Source organism: Streptomyces sp. NPDC048521 (assembly GCF_043199855.1).
GTDB lineage: Bacteria > Actinomycetota > Actinomycetes > Streptomycetales > Streptomycetaceae > Streptomyces.
Map to the genome: position 1 here is coordinate 381,028 of NZ_JBICWR010000004.1, position 20,583 is coordinate 401,610.

A 20,583-nucleotide genomic window follows, 5' to 3' on the forward strand; every position below is an offset into this window, starting at 1 on the left:
TTGAACACTTGAGCTGGTGTTCTTTGTTTGATTGTGATCGACCGAGGAGTTGTCCAGTTGTGGTTTGTTATGTTTGATTGTGTTGAGTGATTGGGTGCGGACAAGCCCCTCCGGGGTTGCGAACAAGGAGCCCGGCGTGAAGAAGACCTCGACCCGGCTGGCCGACGGTCGTGAGCTGATCTACTACGACCTTCGGGACGACACCGTGCGGGACGCCGCCGACCGCCGCCCGCTGGACCGTACGGTCACCACGTCCGAGATCCGCCGCGACCCGCTGCTCGGCGACTCGGTCGCCGTCGCCTCCCACCGGCAGGGCCGCACCTACCATCCGCCGGCCGACCAGTGCCCCCTGTGCCCGACCCGGGGCGAGCGGCTGAGCGAGATCCCGGACTCCTCGTACGACGTCGTCGTCTTCGAGAACCGGTTCCCGTCCCTCGCCGGCGACTCCGGCCGCTGCGAGGTCGTCTGCTTCACCTCCGACCACGACGCCTCCTTCGCCGACCTCACCGAGGAGCAGGCCCGGCTGGTCCTGGACGCCTGGACGGACCGCACATCGGAGCTGTCGCATCTGCCCTCCGTCGAGCAGGTGTTCTGTTTCGAGAACCGCGGTGCCGAGATCGGCGTGACCCTGGGTCACCCGCACGGACAGATCTACGCCTACCCCTTCACCACCCCACGCACCGCGCTGATGCTCCGCTCGCTCGCCGCCCACAAGGAGGCCACCGGTGGGGAGAACCTGTTCGACGCGGTGCTGGAGCAGGAACTCGCCGGGGAGCGGGTCGTCCTTGAGGGTGAACACTGGGCGGCCTTCGTCCCGTACGCGGCGCACTGGCCGTACGAGGTCCACCTGTACCCCAAGCGCCGGGTCCCGGACATGCTCGCGCTCGACGAGGCGGCACGCACAGAATTCCCCCAGGTCTATCTGGAACTCTTGAGGCGCTTCGACCGGATCTTCGGTGAGGGTGAGCCTCCGACGCCGTACATCGCGGCCTGGCATCAGGCCCCGTTCGGCGCGCTGGAGGAGTTCGACGGCGTGACGCGGGACGACTTCGCGCTCCACCTCGAGCTTTTCACCATCCGCCGCACCTCCGGCAAGCTGAAGTTCCTCGCGGGTTCCGAGTCCGGCATGAGCGTGTTCATCAACGACGTGCCGCCGGAGCGCGCGGCCGAGCGACTGCGAGAGGTAGCGAGTTCATGAAGTACCTGGTGACGGGCGGCGCGGGTTACGTCGGCAGCGTGGTGGCCCAGCACCTGTTGGAGGCCGGCCACGAGGTCACCGTCCTCGACAACCTCTCCACCGGCTTCCGCGAGGGCGTGCCCGCCGGGGCGGCCTTCATCGAGGGCGACATCCGCGACGCCGCCAAGTGGCTCGACGCCTCCTACGACGGCGTGCTGCACTTCGCCGCGTCCTCGCAGGTCGGCGAGTCGGTGGTGAAGCCGGAGAAGTACTGGGACAACAACGTCGCCGGCAGCCTGGCCCTGCTCGGCGCGATGCGTGAGGCGGGCGTCCGCAAACTGGTCTTCTCCTCCACGGCGGCCACGTACGGCGAGCCGGAGCAGGTCCCGATCGTGGAGACCGCCCGGACACAGCCGACCAGCCCCTACGGTGCCTCCAAGCTCGCCGTCGACCACATGATCACCGGCGAGGCGCACGCCCACGGCCTGGCCGCGGTGTCGCTGCGCTACTTCAACGTGGCCGGCGCCTACGGCGCGTACGGCGAGCGCCACGACCCCGAGTCGCACCTCATCCCGCTCGTCCTCCAGGTCGCCCAGGGCCGCCGCGACGCGATCTCGGTCTACGGCGACGACTACGCGACCCCCGACGGCACCTGCATCCGCGACTACATCCACGTCGCGGACCTGGCCGACGCCCACCTGCTGGCCCTGCGGGCGGCCCGGCCGGGCGAGCACCTGATCTGCAACCTCGGCAACGGCAGCGGCTTCTCCGTCCGCGAGGTCATCGAGACCGTCCGCGAGGTCACCGGCCACCCGATCCCCGAGGTGATCGCCCCGCGCCGGGGCGGCGACCCCGCGGTCCTGGTCGCCTCCGCGGACACCGCCCGCGAGAAACTGGGCTGGAACCCGTCCCGCGCGGACCTCGCGGGGATCGTCGCGGACGCCTGGGAGTTCGCGCAGCACATCACAAGGGAGCAGTAGTGGGGGCACAGCAGGTCGCGGAGCGCTTCACCGAGCTGTACGGGACGGCGCCCGAGGGCGTGTGGGCGGCGCCGGGCCGGGTCAACCTGATCGGCGAGCACACCGACTACAACGACGGCTTCGTCATGCCGTTCGCGCTGCCGCATCAGGTGATCGCGGCCGTATCCCGCCGGGACGACGGACTGGTGCGGCTGCACTCGGCGGACGTCGAGGGCGGCATCGCGGAGCTGGCGCTCGAGGCGCTCGCACCGCAGAGCGACCGGGCGTGGACCGCGTACCCGGCGGGCGTGCTCTGGGCGCTGCGCGAGGCGGGCCACGAGGTCACCGGCGCGGACATCCACCTCGCCTCCACCGTGCCGACGGGCGCGGGCCTGTCCTCCTCGGCGGCCCTGGAGATCGTCATCGCGCTCGCGCTGAACGACCTGTACGGCCTCGGCCTGCAGCGCTGGCAGCTGGCCCGGCTGTGCCAGCGCGCCGAGAACGTCTACGTCGGCGCGCCGACCGGCATCATGGACCAGACGGCGTCCGCGTGCTGCGAGCAGGGCCACGCGCTCTTCCTGGACACCCGTGACCTGTCCCAGCAGCAGATCCCCTTCGACCTCGCGGCCGAGGGACTGCGCCTGCTGGTGGTCGACACCCAGGTCAAGCACGCCCACAGCGGCGGAGAGTACGGCAAGCGGCGGGCCGGCTGCGAGAAGGGCGCGGCCCTGCTCGGCGTCGACGCCCTGCGGGACGTCCCGTACGCCGACCTGGACGCGGCCCTCGCCCGCCTCGGCGACGAGGAGGAGATCGTCCGCCTGGTCCGCCACGTGGTGACGGAGGATCAGCGGGTGGAACGGGTCGTCGCCCTGCTCCGCTCCGGCGAGACCCGCGCCATCGGTCCCGTCCTCACCGAGGGCCACGCCTCCCTGCGCGACGACTTCCGCATCTCCTGTCCGGAGCTGGACCTGGTCGTCGACACCGCCCTGGCCAACGGCGCCCTCGGCGCCCGGATGACCGGCGGCGGCTTCGGCGGTTCGGCGATCGTCCTGGCGGAGGCCACAGACGTGAACGCCCTCACCAAGGCGATCGAGGAGGCCTTCACCACGGCCGGCTTCACGACCCCCCGCACCTTCGAGGCGGTGCCCTCGGCAGGAGCCCGACGCCTGAACTGACCCCCTCCACCGCCGCACCGGCCCCGTGCACGAACGCTGTGCACGGGGCCGGTTTCGTTGTTCCAGAAGTCCCAACGAATCATCGTCGCCGTGCACTTGAGGCGGCCGGAGGTAAGGTACATGCCCGTCACTGGGGGTCGAGCGGGTCCGTGGCGGGCGGCGGGGGCCGGCGCCGTTGCCGCGCGGGCGCGATCTCCTCGGCCCGAGCCTGGATCGACACCCCGCCCCGAACCCCGACCGTCGAAGAGGGACCGAATCTCCTCGTCCGTCATGCCCGCCCCGCCGGGCCGGAGTGATCCGCCGCCATGGTGTTCCGCGCCGGTGGTGTGCCGGGGACGTCGTCGTGTCGGTGCACGGCAGTGGTGAGCGGAGCAGATCACGTCGGTCCTTGTCGACTTCCGTCTCGGTACGAAACATGCGGCACACCGAACACGCGCCGTACGGCCAGTTCTGCAAATCCGCTTCCGCTGTCGGCTCCCATCCGTACTCTGAGGATCAGCACCGGTGGGGGCCGGTGCTGATCAGGGGGCGAGACAGGCGGGTACGGCGCCCGCGGCGGGGGTAGGAGTTTCCGCGACGGCGGCGGCCGTGCGGCGGGCTTCCTTCCCGCTGGGTGTCGTACCCGTGCGGGTCGTCGTTCTCCGGGCCTTTTCCGGGCTTTTCCGGACCGGCGATCGCCGGATCCTTCCGGACCTTGGGTATCCCCTGCTCCGCGCGGAGCCTGGGGAAGGGGGTTTCGTGGTTCGTATCCGAGTCCTGGTCGTGGACGACCACCGCATCTTCGCCGAGTCGCTCGCCGCCGCCCTGGCCGCCGAGCCCGACGTCGACGTCTCCGCCGCCGGCAGCGGCCCGGCCGCACTGCGCTGTCTCGAGCGCGCGGCCGCCGAGGGCCGCCGCTACGACGTCCTGCTGGTCGACGCCGATCTGGGCGGCAACCTGGCCGGGGCTCGCCCGGCCGTGCCCGTGCAGGCGGGCGACGAGGAGGGCCTGGTCGACGGGATCTCGCTCGTCACCGGAGTCCGGTCCGCCCAGCCCTCCGCGCGGATCGTCGTCCTCGCCGAGAAGGACGACCCGCGCCGAGCGGCACTCGCCCTGCAGGCCGGCGCCTCCGGCTGGGTCGCCAAGGACTGCTCGCTGTCGCGGCTGCTGACGGTGATTCGAGGAGTGCTGCGGGACGAGACCCATCTGCCGCCCGCCCTGCTCACCGGGGTGCTCAAGGAGCTGACGGCCGCGCGCAAGCACCGCACCGAGAGCGAACGGCTGGTGGAGTCCCTCACCCCGCGCGAGCGGGAGGTGCTGCGCTGCATGGTCGCCGGACTGGGCCGCAAGGCGGTCGCCGAGCGGCTGTTCCTGTCGCCGCACACCGTACGCACCCACATGCAGAACGTCCTCGGCAAGCTGGGTGTCCACTCCACCCTGGCCGCTGTGGCGCTCGCCCGGCGGGCCGGGGTCGGGCCGGCCGACCTAGCCCGGGATGTTGTCGAACGGGGCGGTCAACTGGCGTAGCAGCCCGGCCAGTTCCGCACGCTGGGCGCGCGACAGCTCGGCGAGGATCGCCCGTTCCTGGTCCAGCAGGCCCGCCAGCGCCTGGTCCGCGCGGTCCCGGCCCGTCTCGGTCAGCCGGACCAGCACACCGCGCCGGTCGCTGGGATCGGGCAGCCGCTCCACCAGGCCCTTCTTCGCGAGCCGGTCGATCCGGTTGGTCATCGTGCCCGAGGTGACCAGGGTCTGCGTCAGCAGCTGGCCGGGGGAGAGCTGGTACGGCGTGCCCGCGCGCCGCAGCGCGGTCAGCACGTCGAACTCCCAGGGCTCCAGCTGATGCTCGGCGAACGCGAGCCGGCGCGCACGGTCCAGGTGCCGGGCGAGTCGGCTCACCCGGCTGAGCACTTCCAGCGGTTCCACGTCGAGGTCCGGGCGCTCCCGGCGCCACGCTGCGACCAGCCGATCGACCTCGTCCTCCATGGAGATCAGTGTAGTGGTTGTGTCGACATGAAGTCTCTTGATGTCGAGTCTCTTGACATCGAGATAAGTGGATGGGGAGAGTGAGAGGCATGACGAACCCCACCTGGGACCCCGCCCAGTACCTCCGGCACGCCGGCCACCGGGCCCGCCCCTTCGCCGACCTCCTCGCCCGCGTACCCGCCCTCCCCACGCAACCGCCCGCGGCACACCCCCGCATCGCCGACCTCGGCTGCGGCCCCGGCAACGTCACCGTCGTCCTCACCGAACGCTGGCCCACCGCCCACGTCACCGGCTACGACAACTCGCCCGAGATGCTCGACCAGGCCCACGTCGACCACGAGGGCCCCACGCCCGGCGGCGGCCGCCTGGACTTCGCCCCCGCCGACGCCCGCACCTGGAGGCCGAAGGAGCCCTACGACCTGATCGTCTCCAACGCCACGCTGCAGTGGGTACCGGGCCACGCCGACCGCTTCGCCGACTGGATCGCCGCCCTGAAACCCGGCGGCACCTTCGCCTTCCAGGTCCCCGACAACATCGACGCCCCGCTGCACTCCCTGATGCGCGACCTCGCCGCCACCCCCCGCTGGAAGGCCCGCCTCGCCGACGTCCTGCGCCGCACGGACTCCGTGGACACCCCCGGCGCCTACCTGGACCGGCTGGCCCGCCTCGGCTGCGCGACCGACGTGTGGCAGACGACGTACCTCCACGTCCTGCAGGGCGAGGACCCGGTGCTCGACTGGGTGAAGGGCACCGGTCTGCGGCCCGCCCTGACCGCGCTCGCCGACGACCCCGAGGCCCGCGACGCCTTCCTCACCGAATACCGCGACCTGCTCGGAAAGGCCTACCCGCGCGCCCCCTACGGCACGGTCCTGCCGTTCCGCCGGCTGTTCGCGGTGGCCGTGAAGGAGGCGTGAGGGTGATCGCCGCGCTCGACCACGTCCAGCTGGCCGCACCGCCCGGCTCCGAGGAGACCCTGCGGGCCTACTACGCCGGTGCCCTCGGCATGACGGAGGTCCCGAAGCCGCCGGTGCTCGCCGCCCGCGGGGGCTGCTGGTTCCAGGCGGGCTCCGTTCAGCTCCACCTGGGCATCGAGGAGGACTTCCGGCCCGCGCGGAAGGCCCACCCGGGCCTGCGGGTGACGGACATCGAGGCCTGTGCCGCCCGGCTGACGGCGCACGGAGCGCCGGTCACCTGGGACGACAACCTTCCGGGCCACCGGCGCTTCCACTCCGAGGACCCCGTCGGCAACCGGCTGGAGTTCCTCCAGCCCTGGTGACGGCGGCCCTACGCCTTCCGGTGCCCTATCAGCCGCGGCTTCGGCTCCAGCCCGTCGAGACCGTGCCACGCCAGGTTCACCAGGTGGGCCGCCACCTCCGCCTTCTTCGGGCGCCGCACGTCCAGCCACCACTGGCCGGTCAGGGCGACCATGCCGACCAGCGCCTGGGCGTACAGGGGAGCCAGTTTCGGGTCGAAGCCACGGCTCTTGAACTCGCGGCCCAGGATGTCCTCCACCTGGGTGGCGATGTCGGAGATCAGCGACGCGAAGGAACCCGTGGACTGGGGGATGGGCGAGTCACGGACCAGGATGCGGAACCCGTCCGTGTACTCCTCGATGTAGTCCAGCAGCGCGAAGGCGGCCTGCTCGCACAGCTCACGGGGATGGCCGGCCGTCAGCGAGCTGGTCACCATGTCCAGCAGGCGCCGCATCTCGCGGTCCACGACGACCGCGTACAGCCCTTCCTTGCCGCCGAAGTGCTCGTACACCACCGGTTTGGACACCCCGGCCTTGGCCGCGATCTCCTCCACCGAGGTGCCCTCGAATCCCTTCGCCGCGAAAAGGGTGCGACCGATCTCCAGCAGCTGCTGGCGGCGCTCGGCACCGGTCATACGGGTCCGGCGGGTCCGCCGTTGCTTGTCATTGCCGGAATTGCTGCTGGAATCGGTCGCCACGGCGTCAATCATGCCGCCTCGGCGGCCTGCTTCCGGCGCCGGGAGCCGCCCTGGTCGGTGTTACGGCGCGAATCGATACGCGAGCGTGACGGCCAGCGCACGTCGTACGCCCAGCCGAGCAGCTCGAACCAGCGGATGAAACGAGCGGAGGAGTCGATCTGGCCGCGCATCACCCCGTGCCGGGCCGACGTCGGGTCGGCATGGTGCAGGTTGTGCCAGGACTCGCCGCAGGACAGCACCGCCAGCCACCACACGTTGCCCGAGCGGTCCCGCGACTTGAACGGCCGCTTGCCGACCGCGTGGCAGATCGAGTTGATCGACCACGTCACATGGTGCAGCAGCGCCACCCGGACGAGTGAACCCCAGAAGAAGCCGGTGAACGCGCCCCACCAGGACATGGTCACCAGACCGCCGATCAGCGGCGGCAGCCCCAGGGACACGATCGTCCACAGGACGAACGTGCGGGAGATCGTCCGGATCGCCTTGTCCTTGATCAGGTCCGGCGCGTACTTCTCCTGCGGGGTCTGCTCCTCGTCGAACATCCAGCCGATGTGCGCCCACCACAGGCCCTTCATCAGCGCCGGAACCGTCTCGCCGAACCGCCACGGCGAGTGCGGGTCGCCCTCGGCGTCGGAGAACTTGTGGTGCCTGCGGTGATCGGCCACCCAGCGCACCAGGGGGCCCTCGACCGCCATCGACCCCATGATCGCCAGCGCGATCCTCAGGGGCCGTTTGGCCTTGAACGAGCCATGGGTGAAGTACCGGTGGAAACCGATCGTGATGCCGTGGCACCCCAGGAAGTAGAAGAAGACCAGCAGGCCCACATCGAGCCAGCTCACCCCCCAGCCCCAGGCCAGCGGCACGGCCGCCACGAGTGCCACGAACGGCACGACGATGAACAGGAGCAGCGTGATCTGTTCGATCGAACGCTTCTGCTCGCCGCCCAGCGTGGCGGAGGGAGGGGTTGTGTCGGTGGCCTTACGGGCTTCTTCGATCACATCGGAGCTTGGAGTCATGGGCGTCCCCTGTGGGGTCGAGGGTCAAGACAGGTGCTCGCCGCCGGGACCGGACGGGACCCGACGGTATTTCCCTACGGTTCCGTAACCTACGGCGTCGTAAGTATGTCAGCGTGTCGTGCGGCGGCAAGAGCCCCAGAGCCTGCGCGTCCCGACGGGCCCCTATCCTTGGACTCGGTCGGACAGCGCGGTCCGCTGAAGTTTCTTCCCGGACGCTCCGGCCCGTATGCGGCGCCCCGCCGCGTGGCACGACGGCCGGGTTCCCTCCCAGACGAGCTTCAACACTGCAAGGAGCCGCACCTGTGAGCAGTGCCGACGACCAGACCACCACGACCAGCAGCGAGCTGCGCGCCGACATCCGCCGCCTGGGTGACCTCTTGGGAGAGACCCTCGTCCGGCAGGAAGGGCCCGAACTCCTGGAGCTGGTCGAGAAGGTCCGCCGCCTCACCCGCGAGGACGGCGAGGCCGCCGCCGAGCTGCTGCGCGGCACCGAACTGGAGACCGCGGCCAAGCTGGTCCGCGCCTTCTCCACCTACTTCCACCTGGCCAACATCGCCGAGCAGGTGCACCGCGGCCGCGAACTGCGCGCCAAGCGCGCCGCCGAGGGCGGCCTGCTCGCCCGCACCGCCGACCGCCTCAAGGACGCCGACCCCGAACACCTGCGGCAGACCGTGCGGCACCTGAACGTCCGCCCGGTGTTCACCGCCCACCCCACCGAGGCCGCACGCCGGTCGGTCCTCAACAAGCTCCGGCGCGTCGCCGCCCTCCTGGACACCCCCGTCCTCGACTCCGACCGCCGCCGCCACGACGTCCGCCTCGCCGAGAACATCGACCTGGTGTGGCAGACGGACGAACTGCGCGTGGTACGTCCCGAGCCCGCCGACGAGGCCCGCAACGCCATCTACTACCTCGACGAGCTGCACGCCGAGGCCGTCGGCGACGTCCTCGAGGACCTGACGGCGGAGCTGGAGCGCGTCGGCGTCAACCTCCCCGACGACACCCGCCCCCTCACCTTCGGCACCTGGATCGGCGGCGACCGCGACGGCAACCCCAACGTCACCCCCCAGGTCACCTGGGACGTCCTCATCCTCCAGCACGAGCACGGCATCAACGACGCCCTGGACACGATCGACGAACTGCGCGGCCTGCTCTCCAACTCCGTCCGCTACACCGGCGCCACCGAGGAACTCCTGCAGTCCCTCCACGCCGACCTCGAACGCCTGCCCGAAATCAGCCCCCGCTACAAGCGCCTCAACGCCGAGGAGCCCTACCGGCTCAAGGCCACCTGCATCCGGCAGAAGCTCGAGAACACCAAGCAGCGCCTCGCCAAGGGCACCCCGCACGAGGAGGGCCGCGACTACCTCGGCACCAGCGAACTGCTGAACGACCTACGGATCATCCAGGCCTCGCTCCGGGAGCACCGGGGAGGACTGTTCGCCGACGGCCGCCTCGGCCGCACCATCCGCACCCTGGCCGCCTTCGGCCTCCAGCTCGCCACCATGGACGTACGCGAACACGCCGACGCCCACCACCACGCCCTCGGCCAGCTCTTCGACCGCCTCGGCGAGGAGTCCTGGCGCTACGCCGACATGCCCCGCGAGTACCGCGCCAAGCTCCTCGCCAAGGAACTGCGCTCCCGCCGGCCACTGGCCCCCACCCCGGCACCCGTGGACGCGGCCGGCGCGAAGACCCTCGGCGTCTTCGAGACGGTCAAGCGCGCCCTGGAGGTCTTCGGCCCCGAGGTCATCGAGTCCTACATCATCTCCATGTGCCAGGGCGCCGACGACGTCTTCGCCGCCGCCGTCCTCGCCCGCGAGGCCGGCCTGCTCGACCTGCACGCCGGCTGGGCCAAGATCGGCATCGTCCCCCTCCTGGAGACCACCGACGAGCTGCGCGCCGCCGACACCATCCTCGAGGACATGCTCTCCGACCCGTCCTACCGGCGCCTGGTCGCGCTGCGCGGCGACGTCCAGGAGGTCATGCTCGGCTACTCCGACTCCTCCAAGTTCGGCGGCATCACCACCAGCCAGTGGGAGATCCACCGCGCCCAGCGCCGGCTGCGCGACGTCGCCCACCGCTACGGCGTCCGCCTGCGCCTCTTCCACGGCCGCGGCGGCACCGTCGGCCGCGGCGGCGGCCCCTCCCACGACGCCATCCTCGCCCAGCCCTGGGGCACCCTCGAGGGCGAGATCAAGGTCACCGAACAGGGCGAGGTCATCTCCGACAAGTACCTCATCCCGTCCCTGGCCCGGGAGAACCTCGAACTGACCGTCGCGGCCACCCTGCAGGCCTCTGCCCTGCACACCGCCCCCCGCCAGTCCGACGAGGCCCTCGCCCGCTGGGACGCCGCCATGGACGTCGTCTCCGACGCCGCCCACGCCGCCTACCGCCGCCTGGTGGAGGACCCCGACCTGCCGGCGTACTTCTTCGCCTCCACCCCGGTCGACCAGCTCGCCGACCTGCACCTCGGCTCCCGGCCCTCCCGCCGGCCCGACTCCGGCGCCGGACTCGACGGCCTGCGCGCCATCCCCTGGGTGTTCGGCTGGACCCAGTCCCGGCAGATCGTCCCCGGCTGGTTCGGCGTCGGCTCCGGACTGAAGGCCCTGCGCGAGTCCGGCCTCGACACCGTCCTCGACGAGATGCACGAGCAGTGGCACTTCTTCCGCAACTTCATCTCCAACGTCGAGATGACCCTCGCGAAGACCGACCTGCGCATCGCCGAGCACTACGTCGACACCCTCGTCCCCGACGAGCTCAAGCACGTCTTCGACACCATCAAGGCCGAGCACGAACTGACGGTCCGCGAGGTGCTGCGGGTGACCGGTGAGGACGAACTCCTCGACGCCGCGCCCGTGCTCAAGCAGACCTTCGCCATCCGCGACGCCTACCTGGACCCGATCTCCTACCTCCAGGTCACCCTGCTCAAGCGCCAGCGCGACGCGGCCGCCGCCGGCGCCTCCGCCGATCCGCTGCTCGCCCGCGCCCTGCTCCTGACCGTCAACGGCGTGGCCGCGGGCCTGCGCAACACCGGCTGACAACCCCGGCACGACGGAGGTGCCCCCGATGTCAGCACGACCTCGGGGGCACCTTCGCGTACGGCTGGGTCAGCCCCGCCGGGCCATACGGCGCCGGGCCACCAGATAGCCGCCCACGCCGACCAGCGCGACGGCAGCGGCCGACAACACGCCCACCGGGGCGCCGTTGCCGGTCTCGGCGAGGTCACCGCCGGCACCCTGCGCCGACGCGGAGGCGGACGGGGCCACGGCGGCGGAGGGCGAGCCGGAACCGGACGGGGCCGCGCTCGCGGCCGCACCCGACGACGAGGACGACGAGGACGACGAGGACGGCGAAACGGACGGGGACACCGAGCCGGACGGCTTGCCACCGCCCCCCTCCACGTCCTCGCAGTCCGTCCAGAACACCTTGTGCTTGGCCGACCCCTTCTCCCCCTCGAAGTTCCAGAACAGCTTGTAGTGACCGTCCGGCAGCGACAGGTCCTCGGTACGGCCATGGCCGCCGGCGTCCAGCGTGAGCGCACCGGACTTCACGGTCTCGCCCTTCGTGGCCGCCGTCGGCGCCCAGGCCTCGATGTGCCAGTCGACCTGCCGGCCACCGTCGAAGCCGAAGGCGTCCAGGTAGAACGTGCACACATGCGGCTCGTTGCGGCGCAGCTCCTCGCCGGTCGTGGCGTCATGGATCTTCACGGTGCCGTTGTCCCCGTGAGGGGTGGCGTGGGCAACGGCGGGAGCGACCACAAGGGCCGCCGAGGCGAGGGCGGTCAGCACGCCGACGCGCGTCAGGCTGGGCATAGGGCAGTCCATCTTCGAGATGCGAACGGGAAGATGTGGAGGGGGCGGTTCAGCTTCCAGTCCCGCCGGGCAGCCGGTCAATCACGAACAGGCAACACTCAGGCCCCCCACAAACGTGAAGAACGCCCCAACCCCTCAGAGCGTCACGAAGGCCGCAGTCAGCAGCACCGTTCCCGACCCCGCCAGCAGCCACGCCACCCGGGTCAGCCGCATCCCGCCCGCCACCACCACCGACGCCAGCAACAACGCCCCGCCGAACGGCACCCAGGCGTAGAGCACCCCCGCCGGCCCGGACCGCACCACCTCGTCCGTCCCCGGCTTCACCACCACGTCGTACGTCAGCCCCTCGCGCACCGCGACCGACTTCGCGATCTCCACGCGCGCACGAGCCCTGGCACCCGTCGACACCGGCGTGAACGGACCCGTACACGCATCGCCGTCGCACCGGGCCACCTCGACCGTGCCGCGCTCGCGCCCCTTGGTCAGCATCACGTGCTGCGCGGTCCCCCAGGAACCCCACACCCCGGCGAACAGAATCAGCGCGGCGACCGCACCCATCGCCGCGACCCGCCCGAACCACAACGCGGTCACGGAGGCCTGGCGGCGAGCAGTGGTGGCTGAGGCAGGCATGGCCGGGATCATTGGCCATACCGCCACGACCGGTCAACTCCGGTGGGAGCCAAGAAAGGACAAGTCAGGAGTTGTACGCGCCCTGCGCCCGCTCCAGCCCCTCCGTCACCAGACACTCCACCGCATCCGCCGCACGGTCCACCAAGTAGTCCAGCTCCTTGCGCTCCGCCGACGAGAAGTCCTTCAGCACGAAGTCCGCGACCTGCATCCGCCCCGGCGGCCGTCCGATCCCGAACCGCACCCGGTGATACTCCGGCCCCATCGCCTTCGTCATCGACTTCAGACCGTTGTGCCCGTTGTCGCCCCCGCCCAGCTTCAGCCGCAGCGTGCCGTAGTCGATGTCCAGCTCGTCATGGACCGCCACGACGTTCGCCACCGGAACCTTGTAGAAGTCCTTCAACGCGTTCACCGGACCGCCCGACAGATTCATGTACGACATCGGCTTCGCCAGGATCACCCGGCGGTTCGCCGGCCCCACCGGACCGATCCGCCCCTCCAGCACCTGCGCCTGCGCCTTGCCCGCCCGCTTGAACTTCCCCCCGATCCGCTCCGCGAGCAGGTCGACCACCATGAAACCGACGTTGTGCCGGTTCATGGCGTACTCCGGCCCCGGATTACCGAGCCCCACGATGAGCCAGGGGGCAGTGGCGGGCGTGGTCACGTCCATGTCTCCTTGATACGCGCCAGCCGCCGCTCCCGGCGAGGGCAGCGGCGGCTGAACAGATGATGACGACGGCGAGGATCAGGCCTCGGCGGCCTCTTCGCCCTCGGCGGCCTCTTCACCCTGGGTCTCCTCGGCCTGCGCGGCCAGGACCTGCAGCACGACCGTGTCCTCCTCGACGGCCAGCGTGGTGCCGGACGGGAGCGGGATGTCCTTGGCGAGGATGGAGGCACCGGCCTCCAGACCCTCGACGGAGACCGTGACCGACTCGGGGATGTGCGTGGCCTCGGTCTCGACGGGCAGCGCGTTCAGAACGTGCTCCAGCAGGTTGCCGCCCGGCGCCAGCTCGCCCTCGGTGTGGACGAAGATCTCGACCGTGACCTTCTCGCCACGCTTGACCAGCTGCAGGTCGACGTGCTCCAGGAAGCCCTTCAGCGGGTCGCGCTGAACGGCCTTCGGGATCGCCAGCTCGTTGGTCTTGCCGTCGATGTCCAGGGAGATCAGGACGTTCGGCGTACGCAGCGCCAGCAGCAGGTCGTGGCCCGGCAGGGTCAGGTGCAGCGGCTCGGAACCGTGGCCGTACAGAACACCCGGAACCTTGTTGTCACGGCGGATGCGGCGCGCGGCACCCTTGCCGAACTCGGTGCGGGTCTCGGCGGTGAGCTTCACCTCGGACATGTTGATCACTCCTCGCAGGAACTAGGAACGGACGTGGTCACCCGGCCACGAACGGCCTGCTACGAAGAGCGCGTCGATAACGGACCACCGCATCCGTCTTCCAACGGAGTACGGCCTCCCTCGCCGAGCAACTGGAGCAGTTTACTCGCAGAGGGAGGCCGTACCCAAAACGATCTTCAGCTAGCCCGCCGGACGGGCCCGTGGAACGACGTGCAGAAACCTCACTGCTCGTCGAAGAGGCTGGTCACCGAACCATCCTCGAACACCTCACGCACCGCACTCGCGATCGTCGGAGCAATCGACAACACCTTGAGCTTGTCCAGGTCCGCCGCCAACTCACCCGGCGTCGGCAACGTGTTCGTGAACACGAACTCACTCACCCGGGAGTTCTTCAGCCGATCCGCAGCCGGACCCGAAAGCACACCGTGCGTCGCCGTCACGATGACATCCTCCGCACCGTGCGCGAACAACGCGTCGGCCGCCGCACAGATCGTCCCACCGGTGTCGATCATGTCGTCCACCAGCACACACACGCGCCCCTTGACCTCACCCACGACCTCATGGACGGTCACCTGGTTCGCCACGTCCTTGTCCCGCCGCTTGTGCACGATCGCCAGCGGCGCACCGAGCCGGTCACACCACCGGTCCGCCACCCGCACACGACCCGCGTCCGGAGACACCACCGTCAGCTTGTCCCGGTCCACCTTGCCGCCCACGTAGTCCGCCAGCAGCGGAAGCGCGAACAGATGGTCCACCGGCCCGTCGAAGAAGCCCTGGATCTGATCCGTGTGCAGATCCACGGTCAGGATCCGGTCCGCACCCGCCGTCTTCATCAGATCCGCGATCAGACGCGCCGAGATCGGTTCACGGCCCCGGTGCTTCTTGTCCTGCCGCGCGTAACCGTAGAACGGCACGATTACCGTGATCGAACGAGCCGACGCACGCTTCAGTGCGTCGATCATGATCAACTGCTCCATGATCCACTTGTTGATCGGAGCCGTGTGGCTCTGGATCAGGAAGCAGTCCGCACCACGAGCCGACTCCTGGTAACGGACATAGATCTCACCGTTCGCGAAGTCGAAGGCCTTCGTCGGGACAACCCCGACACCCAGCTGCTGGGCGACCTCCTCGGCAAGCTCGGGGTGGGCGCGGCCGGAGAAGAACATCATCTTCTTCTCGCCGGTCGTCTTGATCCCGGTCACAGCACAGTCTCCTCAGAGGTTGTCTCAGCCAGCCGGCTGCTCGGCGACCTCTCGGCTGGGCGTGAGAGGCCGTATCAGCTGGTAAGGATGCGGGTGCACGCGTGCAGATGTGCACTTATCACGGTACGCCGTGTTCGGCGCACCCGTGCCCCCTCACTCCTCGCCCGCACCCCGCCCGGACGCCGCCTCGGCCGCCTTCGCCGCCGCGCTCCCCGGACGCTTCCGCGCCACCCAACCCTCGATATTCCGCTGCTGACCGCGGGCCACGGCCAACGAACCGGGCGGCACATCCTTCGTGATCACAGACCCGGCAGCGGTGTACGCACCGTCCCCGACCGTGACAGGAGCCACAAACATGTTGTCCGAACCCGTCTTGCAATGCGACCCGACGGTCGTGTGGTGCTTGCTCTCCCCGTCGTAGTTCACGAACACACTCGCCGCCCCGATGTTCGTGAAATCACCGATCGTCGCATCACCGACATACGACAGATGCGGAACCTTCGTCCCCTCACCGATCGAGGAGTTCTTCGTCTCCACATACGTACCGATCTTCGACCTCAGCCCCAGACGAGTACCCGGCCGCAGATACGCGTACGGACCCACCGACGCCTGCTCACCGATCCGCGCACCGTCCGACACCGTCGTGTCCACCCGCGCCCCCGCACCCACCCGGGTGTCCGTCAGCCGGCTGTTCGGCCCGACCTCGGCACCCTCACCCAGATGCGTCGACCCGAGCAACTGCGTACCCGGATGCACGACCGCGTCCTGCTCGAACGTCACGGTCACATCGACCCACGTCGTAGCCGGGTCGACCACCGTGACCCCCTCCAGCATGGCCCGGGTCAGCAGCCGGTCGTTGAGGATCCGGCGAGCCTCGGCCAGCTGCACCCGGTTGTTGATCCCGGCGATCTCCCGATGATCACCCGCCACGGACGCCCCCACCCGATGCCCGGCCTCCCGCAGGATCCCGAGCACATCGGTCAGGTACTCCTCACCCTGACTGTTGTCCGTCCGCACCTTCTTCAGCGCGTCCGCCAGCAACTGCCCGTCGAACGCGAACACCCCGCTGTTGATCTCCCGGATCGCCCGCTGGACCTCGGTCGCGTCCTTGTGCTCCACGATCGCCGTCACCGCACCGGTCGCCTCGTCCCGCACGATCCGGCCGTAACCGGTCGCGTCCGGCACCTCGGCCGTGAGAACGGTCACGGCGTTACCGTCGGCGCGATGCGTCTCGGCGAGCCGCTTCAAGGTGTCCGCGGTCAGCAGGGGCGTGTCCCCGCAGACGACCACCACGGTCCCGTCCACGGCCCCGCCCAGCTCCTCCAGCCCCATACGGACGGCGTGCCCGGTCCCCTTCTGCTCCGCCTGCACGGCCGTGCGCACGGCCGGGTCGATCCCGGTCAGGTGCGCGGTGACCTGCTCACGGGCGTGGCCCACGACGACGACCAGGTTCTGGGGATCCAACTCACGGGCAGCGGCCAGCACATGGCCGACCAGGGAGCGGCCGCAGATCTGGTGGAGGACCTTGGGTGTGGCCGACTTCATACGGGTGCCCTCACCCGCTGCAAGAACGACGACGGCTGCCGGGCGGATGGCGCTCACGGGGTTGCCCTTCGGCTCTGGATGGGTGGGGGTGACAGCCGCAGGATACCGGGGTGAGTTGTGGGGGGAACGAGTGCGGGCCCTGACCGGGGGTTACCGGTCAGGACCCGAACCTAGGTTTTGTGTGCTGTGGGCTCCCGGAGAAGGATTCGAACCCTCATTCAACGGACCAAAACCGTTTGTCCTGCCCTTAGACGATCCGGGATGGTTTGCGTGCTATGTCCGAATTGGGCGATCGGTTTCGCGCGCGGCCTCCACTATGCCGTACCAAGACCCTTCGATGCGACGGTACAAGTCGGCGCCTTTCAGGACTTTGATCACGAGACAGCCCCGATAGTTCTCGCCGGTGTTCTTGCGGACCGTCTTGGGGTTGTGCTTCTTGATGGTGGTCTTGTTGAAGGAGCCGGGGGCGGCGCCGACCAGGTCTGCCCAGTAGCGCTCAGCCGCTCCGACGTCCGCCGTCTCGTGGATCATCACCGTGAACCGCAGGCGATCGCGCTGAACTTCGAGGAGGTCCAGCCAGGCCAGGAACACCTCGATCATCCCGGGGTCGCTGTTCACGAAGGAGATGTTCTCGCGGCGGTCGTACGGTTTGTCCTTGCCCCCCTCTGCCCAGTAGAGGCCCACGCCCACCAGGAACAGCTCGCGAGTCGACATGCTGCCGATCGCCAGTTTGGCCTCTTCCTTCGTGCGCCGGCGCTCCTCGTCCCGCAGGCGCAGCCTCGCTTCCCAGCCCTTGTGGGCGATCGCGGCCGCTTCTTCGGGGCTGCGTCGGCGTTCCGGCTCCGGCAGGTCCCGGACCCACAGTGACACCGAGCTTCGTGAGCAACCGAGCTCCGCCTCGATCTGGTCGTAGGTCCAGCCCCGCAGCCGTAGCTCGCGTGCCTTCGCGCGGAGGTCGTCCTTCGCCCTCGGGCGCTTCGTCCACTCCGGTGGTGGTTCGCCCTTCACCAGCTGGTTGAGGATGTCGTTGTTGAAGATCTTCAGCTCGTCCCGGATCTGGCGGAGGCTGTGGCCCGCTCGGCGCAGGGCGATCGCCCGTGCTCGGAGGTCGTCGAAGTCGGCGTATGTGCCGGGTGCATGTGTCATACGCATACCGTCCGGGCGGAATGGGTGGTTCCGTACTCGAACAGGAAAGGTTCAGCAGTTCGAGGGATATCGGGGGGTTTCGAGGTCGTTCTGCTGTGGAGTGTGGTGTGTGGTCGTAGGTAAAAGTCACCGGAAATGCCGCGCCGGTCGCCCTTAGGCTGGGTGTATGACCATGACGGGGGAAGAGCACGCCAGGGGGCTGACCGGCCCTTGGTGGTGGGGGAGGTGGCGCAGTGCGGTGCTCGACGGGAGTCTCGCGCTGGTGTCCGCCGTGGAGTGCGGCGCGGAGGGGATTCCGTTCGCCCGGGACGCGGGTGTCCCGGTGTCGGTGGGGATCGGTTTCGGGCTGATCGCCGGTTCGGTGTTGCTGGTGCGGCGGAAGTGGCCGATCGCCGTTGTGCTCGTCGCCATCGCGATCACACCGGCCCAGATGGGTTTCCTGATGGGCATCGTCGGCCTGTACACGCTGGCGGCGTGTGAGCTGCCGCGGCGGATCATCGGTGCGCTGGCGGGGATGTCGTTGCTGGGCACGATGATCGTGACGTTCGTGCGGGTGCGGCAGGACATGGCGCGGGGTGATCTGACGCTCGGTGACTGGTTCGTGCCGTTCGCGGCGGTCACGACGTCGTTGGGGTTGACGGCTCCGCCGGTGCTGCTGGGTCTGTACGTGGGTGCGCGGCGGCGGTTGATGGAGAGCTTGCGGGAGCGGGCGGACTCTTTGGAGCGGGAGCTTCAGTTGCTCGCGGAGCGGGCGGAGGAGCGTGCGGAGTGGGCGCGCAACGAGGAGCGGACGCGGATCGCGCGGGAGATGCATGACGTCGTCGCGCACCGGGTGAGTCTGATGGTGGTGCATGCGGCGGCGTTGCAGGCGGTCGCGCGGAAGGATCCGGAGAAGGCGGTGAGGAATGCCGCGCTGGTGGGGGACATGGGGCGGCAGGCGTTGACCGAGTTGCGGGAGATGCTCGGGGTGCTGCGGGCGGGGGAGGACGTGGGCCGGCGTGCGGCGTCGGTGCCGTTGGTGGCGGTGGGGGAGGCGGCTGCTGCGGCGGCTTCGCGGGTGGCCGAGGCGGAGGGGGCGGCGGAGGGGCCGAGTCTGTCGGAGCTGGACGAGTTGATCGGGCAGTCGGCGGCGGCGGGGATGGTCGTGGATCTGTCGGTGGAGGGGGAGGTGCGGGCGTATGCGGCGGAGATCGAGCAGACGGCGTACCGGGTGGTGCAGGAGGCGTTGACGAACGTCCACAAGCATGCGGCGGGTGCGAAGACGTATGTGCGGCTCGCGCATCGGGTGTCGGAGATCGCGATGCAGGTGGAGAACGAGCCGCCGCCGGAGCCGGCGTCGGCGTCGGCGGCGCGGTTGCCGTCGGGTGGGAACGGTCTGGTGGGGATGCGGGAGCGGGTGGTGGCGTTGGGTGGTGTGTTCGTGTCGGGGCCGACGGATGCTGGGGGTTTTCGGGTGTCGGCGGTGATTCCGGCGGTGTAGGTCGTTCTCCGCGGGGTTGCGGGGTCAGCCTGCGGTGAGGCGTACGGGTTCGATGCCGGTGATGAGGGTGGCCAGGGCGTGGTCGATGTCGGGGCCGGCGTACCAGTCGCCGGTGTGGTCGAGGGTGTAGATGCGGCCTTCGGCGTCGATGGCGAGGAGGGCTGTGGTGTCGGTCTCCTGGCCGAGGGGGCTGAGTTCGGTGCCGAGGGCGCGGCCGAGGTCGCCGAGGGTGCGGGCGTGGTGGAGGCCGTGGAGGGGGTCGACGTGGAGGGTGGCGGGGGCGATCTGGCGGCCGGGGCCGGTGGGGGTGATGTGGAGGCCGCCGAATTCGGCCCAGGCTTCGACGGCGGCGGGGAAGACGGTGTGGCGGTGTCCGGCGGGTGAGGTGTGTGCGCGCAGGGTGTCCGCCCAGATTTCGGCCTGCTTTATGTCCCAGCGTCCGGGTTGCCAGCCGGCGGCGCGCAGGGCGGCGTCGACGGGTACGGGGAAGCGCGTGGTGGAGGTGCGGTCGGGGTGCATCTGCCCTTCGTTCGTCGTGCGTGCCGGGTGGTTCCGGGGTGGCGGGTCAGTCGTCGGTTGCCGTGGGGTCGACGATGCGGACGCCGAAGTGGGCGCTGAGGGCGGTGCAGGCGCGGCAGGGGGTGGCGAAGCTGCCGTGGAGGGGGTCGCCGTCCTCGCGTATGCGGCGGGCGGTGAGTTTGGCGTGTTTGAGTGCTTTGCGGGCTTCGCCGTTGGTCATGGGTCTGCGGGCGGCGCGTTTGCTGCGGGCGGTGTCGGCGGCGGTGATGTGGCGGGAGATGAGGATGGTCTCGGCGCAGCGGCCGGTGAAGCGGTCGCGTTGGGCGCTGGTGAGGGTGTCGAGGAAGTCCTGGACGAGGGGGTGGAGGGCGGGGGGTTCCTCGCCGCGGGCGGCGGTGCCGGTGAGGGTGGTGCCGCGGACGGAGAGGGCTGCGGCGACGGTGGGCAGGATGCCGTCGCGGCGGTGGCGGAGGGTGGGGGCGGGGGGTGTGTCGGTGCCGCTCCAGTCGATGCGAGGGTCGCCGGCCCGCACGTCCGTACCTCCGGTCTGCAAGGTGTTCATGGTTGTTCTTCCCTCCCCGGGCATCCCCCCGAAGGACACAGGGTGCCAAATGCCGTGGCTGCTGCGGAAGCTGGGGCGGTGCGACACGCCCGGGTCGGGGGTGGGTGGTGAC

Annotated in this window: 20 protein-coding genes and 1 tRNA gene; 8 read left to right on the forward strand and 13 right to left on the reverse strand. The window is 69.9% G+C overall.

All coding sequences use genetic code 11. The annotated features are described in order from the left end of the window. The first annotated feature begins 136 nt into the window (after window positions 1-136). The 4 genes from galT to ACGFRF_RS12720 all read left to right on the forward strand — a co-directional run bounded on the left by galT (window position 137) and on the right by ACGFRF_RS12720 (window position 4,817). Window positions 137-1,198, forward strand: a complete 1,062-nt coding sequence (gene galT / locus ACGFRF_RS12705) for a galactose-1-phosphate uridylyltransferase (RefSeq protein ID WP_393739002.1) — start codon at window positions 137-139, stop codon at window positions 1,196-1,198. Beyond that, a complete protein-coding gene (gene galE, locus ACGFRF_RS12710) occupies window positions 1,195-2,157 on the forward strand; it encodes a UDP-glucose 4-epimerase GalE (protein WP_393739004.1) in 963 nt (320 codons plus the stop codon). The genes galT and galE overlap by 4 nt, the downstream gene beginning before the upstream one ends. Next, entirely contained in the window at window positions 2,157-3,311 is a 1,155-nt protein-coding gene (gene galK / locus ACGFRF_RS12715; RefSeq protein WP_393739006.1) for a galactokinase, read from the forward strand. The genes galE and galK overlap by 1 nt, the downstream gene beginning before the upstream one ends. A 738-nt stretch (window positions 3,312-4,049) precedes the next feature. Continuing rightward, window positions 4,050-4,817 carry a LuxR C-terminal-related transcriptional regulator gene (locus tag ACGFRF_RS12720; protein WP_393739008.1) on the forward strand — a complete coding sequence of 256 codons (768 nt, stop codon included), beginning with the start codon at window positions 4,050-4,052 and terminating at the stop codon, window positions 4,815-4,817. On the opposite strand, the gene tamR is transcribed toward ACGFRF_RS12720, so the two are convergent. Next, window positions 4,776-5,273, reverse strand: a complete 498-nt coding sequence (gene tamR / locus ACGFRF_RS12725; protein ID WP_393739010.1) for a MarR family transcriptional regulator TamR — start codon at window positions 5,271-5,273, stop codon at window positions 4,776-4,778. The genes ACGFRF_RS12720 and tamR overlap by 42 nt on opposite strands. A gap of 89 nt (window positions 5,274-5,362) precedes the next feature. Here tamR and ACGFRF_RS12730 point away from each other — a divergent pair, with 89 nt between their 5' ends. Continuing rightward, window positions 5,363-6,187, forward strand: coding sequence for a trans-aconitate 2-methyltransferase (locus ACGFRF_RS12730; RefSeq protein WP_393739012.1), 825 nt, complete (start codon window positions 5,363-5,365; stop codon window positions 6,185-6,187). 2 nt (window positions 6,188-6,189) lie between these two features. Further along, entirely contained in the window at window positions 6,190-6,549 is a 360-nt protein-coding gene (locus ACGFRF_RS12735; RefSeq protein WP_393739361.1) for a VOC family protein, read from the forward strand. A gap of 8 nt (window positions 6,550-6,557) precedes the next feature. Here the strand turns inward: ACGFRF_RS12735 and ACGFRF_RS12740 are convergent, their stop codons facing one another. Continuing rightward, on the reverse strand, window positions 6,558-7,235 hold the full coding sequence (locus tag ACGFRF_RS12740; protein WP_393739014.1) for a TetR/AcrR family transcriptional regulator: 678 nt from the start codon (window positions 7,233-7,235) through the stop codon (window positions 6,558-6,560). After that, window positions 7,232-8,239, reverse strand: coding sequence for an acyl-CoA desaturase (locus tag ACGFRF_RS12745; protein WP_393739016.1), 1,008 nt, complete (start codon window positions 8,237-8,239; stop codon window positions 7,232-7,234). The genes ACGFRF_RS12740 and ACGFRF_RS12745 overlap by 4 nt, the downstream gene beginning before the upstream one ends. A 302-nt stretch (window positions 8,240-8,541) precedes the next feature. Here ACGFRF_RS12745 and ppc point away from each other — a divergent pair, with 302 nt between their 5' ends. Continuing rightward, window positions 8,542-11,274, forward strand: coding sequence for a phosphoenolpyruvate carboxylase (gene ppc, locus ACGFRF_RS12750; RefSeq protein WP_393739018.1), 2,733 nt, complete (start codon window positions 8,542-8,544; stop codon window positions 11,272-11,274). Window positions 11,275-11,343: 69 nt separating this feature from the next. Here ppc and ACGFRF_RS12755 read toward each other — a convergent pair whose 3' ends face one another. The 8 genes from ACGFRF_RS12755 to ACGFRF_RS12790 form a co-directional block, all read right to left on the reverse strand. Further along, window positions 11,344-12,048 (reverse strand): hypothetical protein, encoded by a 705-nt coding sequence (locus ACGFRF_RS12755; protein WP_393739020.1) that lies wholly within the window; start codon window positions 12,046-12,048, stop codon window positions 11,344-11,346. Between the two features lie 135 nt (window positions 12,049-12,183). After that, window positions 12,184-12,690, reverse strand: coding sequence for a hypothetical protein (locus ACGFRF_RS12760; RefSeq protein WP_393739363.1), 507 nt, complete (start codon window positions 12,688-12,690; stop codon window positions 12,184-12,186). A 52-nt stretch (window positions 12,691-12,742) separates the two neighbouring features. Next, window positions 12,743-13,345, reverse strand: a complete 603-nt coding sequence (gene pth / locus ACGFRF_RS12765) for an aminoacyl-tRNA hydrolase (protein WP_393739022.1) — start codon at window positions 13,343-13,345, stop codon at window positions 12,743-12,745. A gap of 75 nt (window positions 13,346-13,420) precedes the next feature. Continuing rightward, window positions 13,421-14,017 (reverse strand): 50S ribosomal protein L25/general stress protein Ctc, encoded by a 597-nt coding sequence (locus ACGFRF_RS12770; protein ID WP_393739024.1) that lies wholly within the window; start codon window positions 14,015-14,017, stop codon window positions 13,421-13,423. Between the two features lie 221 nt (window positions 14,018-14,238). Then, complete coding sequence (locus ACGFRF_RS12775) at window positions 14,239-15,219, reverse strand: ribose-phosphate diphosphokinase (protein WP_393739026.1); 981 nt, start codon at window positions 15,217-15,219, stop codon at window positions 14,239-14,241. A 153-nt stretch (window positions 15,220-15,372) separates the two neighbouring features. Beyond that, complete coding sequence (gene glmU, locus ACGFRF_RS12780; RefSeq protein WP_393739028.1) at window positions 15,373-16,821, reverse strand: bifunctional UDP-N-acetylglucosamine diphosphorylase/glucosamine-1-phosphate N-acetyltransferase GlmU; 1,449 nt, start codon at window positions 16,819-16,821, stop codon at window positions 15,373-15,375. A 134-nt stretch (window positions 16,822-16,955) separates the two neighbouring features. Further along, window positions 16,956-17,026: transfer RNA gene (locus ACGFRF_RS12785), tRNA-Gln, on the reverse strand. A gap of 11 nt (window positions 17,027-17,037) precedes the next feature. After that, on the reverse strand, window positions 17,038-17,910 hold the full coding sequence (locus tag ACGFRF_RS12790; protein WP_393739030.1) for a helix-turn-helix domain-containing protein: 873 nt from the start codon (window positions 17,908-17,910) through the stop codon (window positions 17,038-17,040). A gap of 166 nt (window positions 17,911-18,076) precedes the next feature. On the opposite strand from ACGFRF_RS12790, the gene ACGFRF_RS12795 reads away from it, so the two are divergent. After that, the gene (locus tag ACGFRF_RS12795; RefSeq protein WP_393739032.1) at window positions 18,077-19,390 is read left to right on the forward strand and encodes a sensor histidine kinase; all 1,314 of its coding nucleotides are present in this window, start codon (window positions 18,077-18,079) and stop codon (window positions 19,388-19,390) included. A gap of 24 nt (window positions 19,391-19,414) precedes the next feature. Here the strand turns inward: ACGFRF_RS12795 and ACGFRF_RS12800 are convergent, their stop codons facing one another. Both ACGFRF_RS12800 and ACGFRF_RS12805 read right to left on the reverse strand, forming a co-directional pair. Further along, the gene (locus tag ACGFRF_RS12800; protein ID WP_393739034.1) at window positions 19,415-19,909 is read right to left on the reverse strand and encodes an SUKH-3 domain-containing protein; all 495 of its coding nucleotides are present in this window, start codon (window positions 19,907-19,909) and stop codon (window positions 19,415-19,417) included. 46 nt (window positions 19,910-19,955) lie between these two features. Beyond that, on the reverse strand, window positions 19,956-20,471 hold the full coding sequence (locus ACGFRF_RS12805; protein WP_393739036.1) for a YwqJ-related putative deaminase: 516 nt from the start codon (window positions 20,469-20,471) through the stop codon (window positions 19,956-19,958). Window positions 20,472-20,583: the final 112 nt, after the last annotated feature.

Bases quoted from the DNA above. Each gene is read 5' to 3' on its own strand.
- ACGFRF_RS12745 (WP_393739016.1), bottom strand. From the start codon at position 8,239: ATGACTCCAAGCTCCGATGTGATCGAAGAAGCCCGTAAGGCCACCGAC.
- galE (WP_393739004.1), top strand. From the start codon at position 1,195: ATGAAGTACCTGGTGACGGGCGGCGCGGGTTACGTCGGCAGCGTGGTG.
- ACGFRF_RS12800 (WP_393739034.1), bottom strand. From the start codon at position 19,909: ATGCACCCCGACCGCACCTCCACCACGCGCTTCCCCGTACCCGTCGAC.
- ACGFRF_RS12795 (WP_393739032.1), top strand. From the start codon at position 18,077: ATGACCATGACGGGGGAAGAGCACGCCAGGGGGCTGACCGGCCCTTGG.
- ACGFRF_RS12740 (WP_393739014.1), bottom strand. From the start codon at position 7,235: ATGATTGACGCCGTGGCGACCGATTCCAGCAGCAATTCCGGCAATGAC.
- ACGFRF_RS12755 (WP_393739020.1), bottom strand. From the start codon at position 12,048: ATGCCCAGCCTGACGCGCGTCGGCGTGCTGACCGCCCTCGCCTCGGCG.
- ACGFRF_RS12805 (WP_393739036.1), bottom strand. From the start codon at position 20,471: ATGAACACCTTGCAGACCGGAGGTACGGACGTGCGGGCCGGCGACCCT.
- pth (WP_393739022.1), bottom strand. From the start codon at position 13,345: ATGGACGTGACCACGCCCGCCACTGCCCCCTGGCTCATCGTGGGGCTC.
- ACGFRF_RS12730 (WP_393739012.1), top strand. From the start codon at position 5,363: ATGACGAACCCCACCTGGGACCCCGCCCAGTACCTCCGGCACGCCGGC.
- ACGFRF_RS12770 (WP_393739024.1), bottom strand. From the start codon at position 14,017: ATGTCCGAGGTGAAGCTCACCGCCGAGACCCGCACCGAGTTCGGCAAG.
- ACGFRF_RS12760 (WP_393739363.1), bottom strand. From the start codon at position 12,690: ATGATCCCGGCCATGCCTGCCTCAGCCACCACTGCTCGCCGCCAGGCC.
- tamR (WP_393739010.1), bottom strand. From the start codon at position 5,273: ATGGAGGACGAGGTCGATCGGCTGGTCGCAGCGTGGCGCCGGGAGCGC.
- ACGFRF_RS12790 (WP_393739030.1), bottom strand. From the start codon at position 17,910: ATGACACATGCACCCGGCACATACGCCGACTTCGACGACCTCCGAGCA.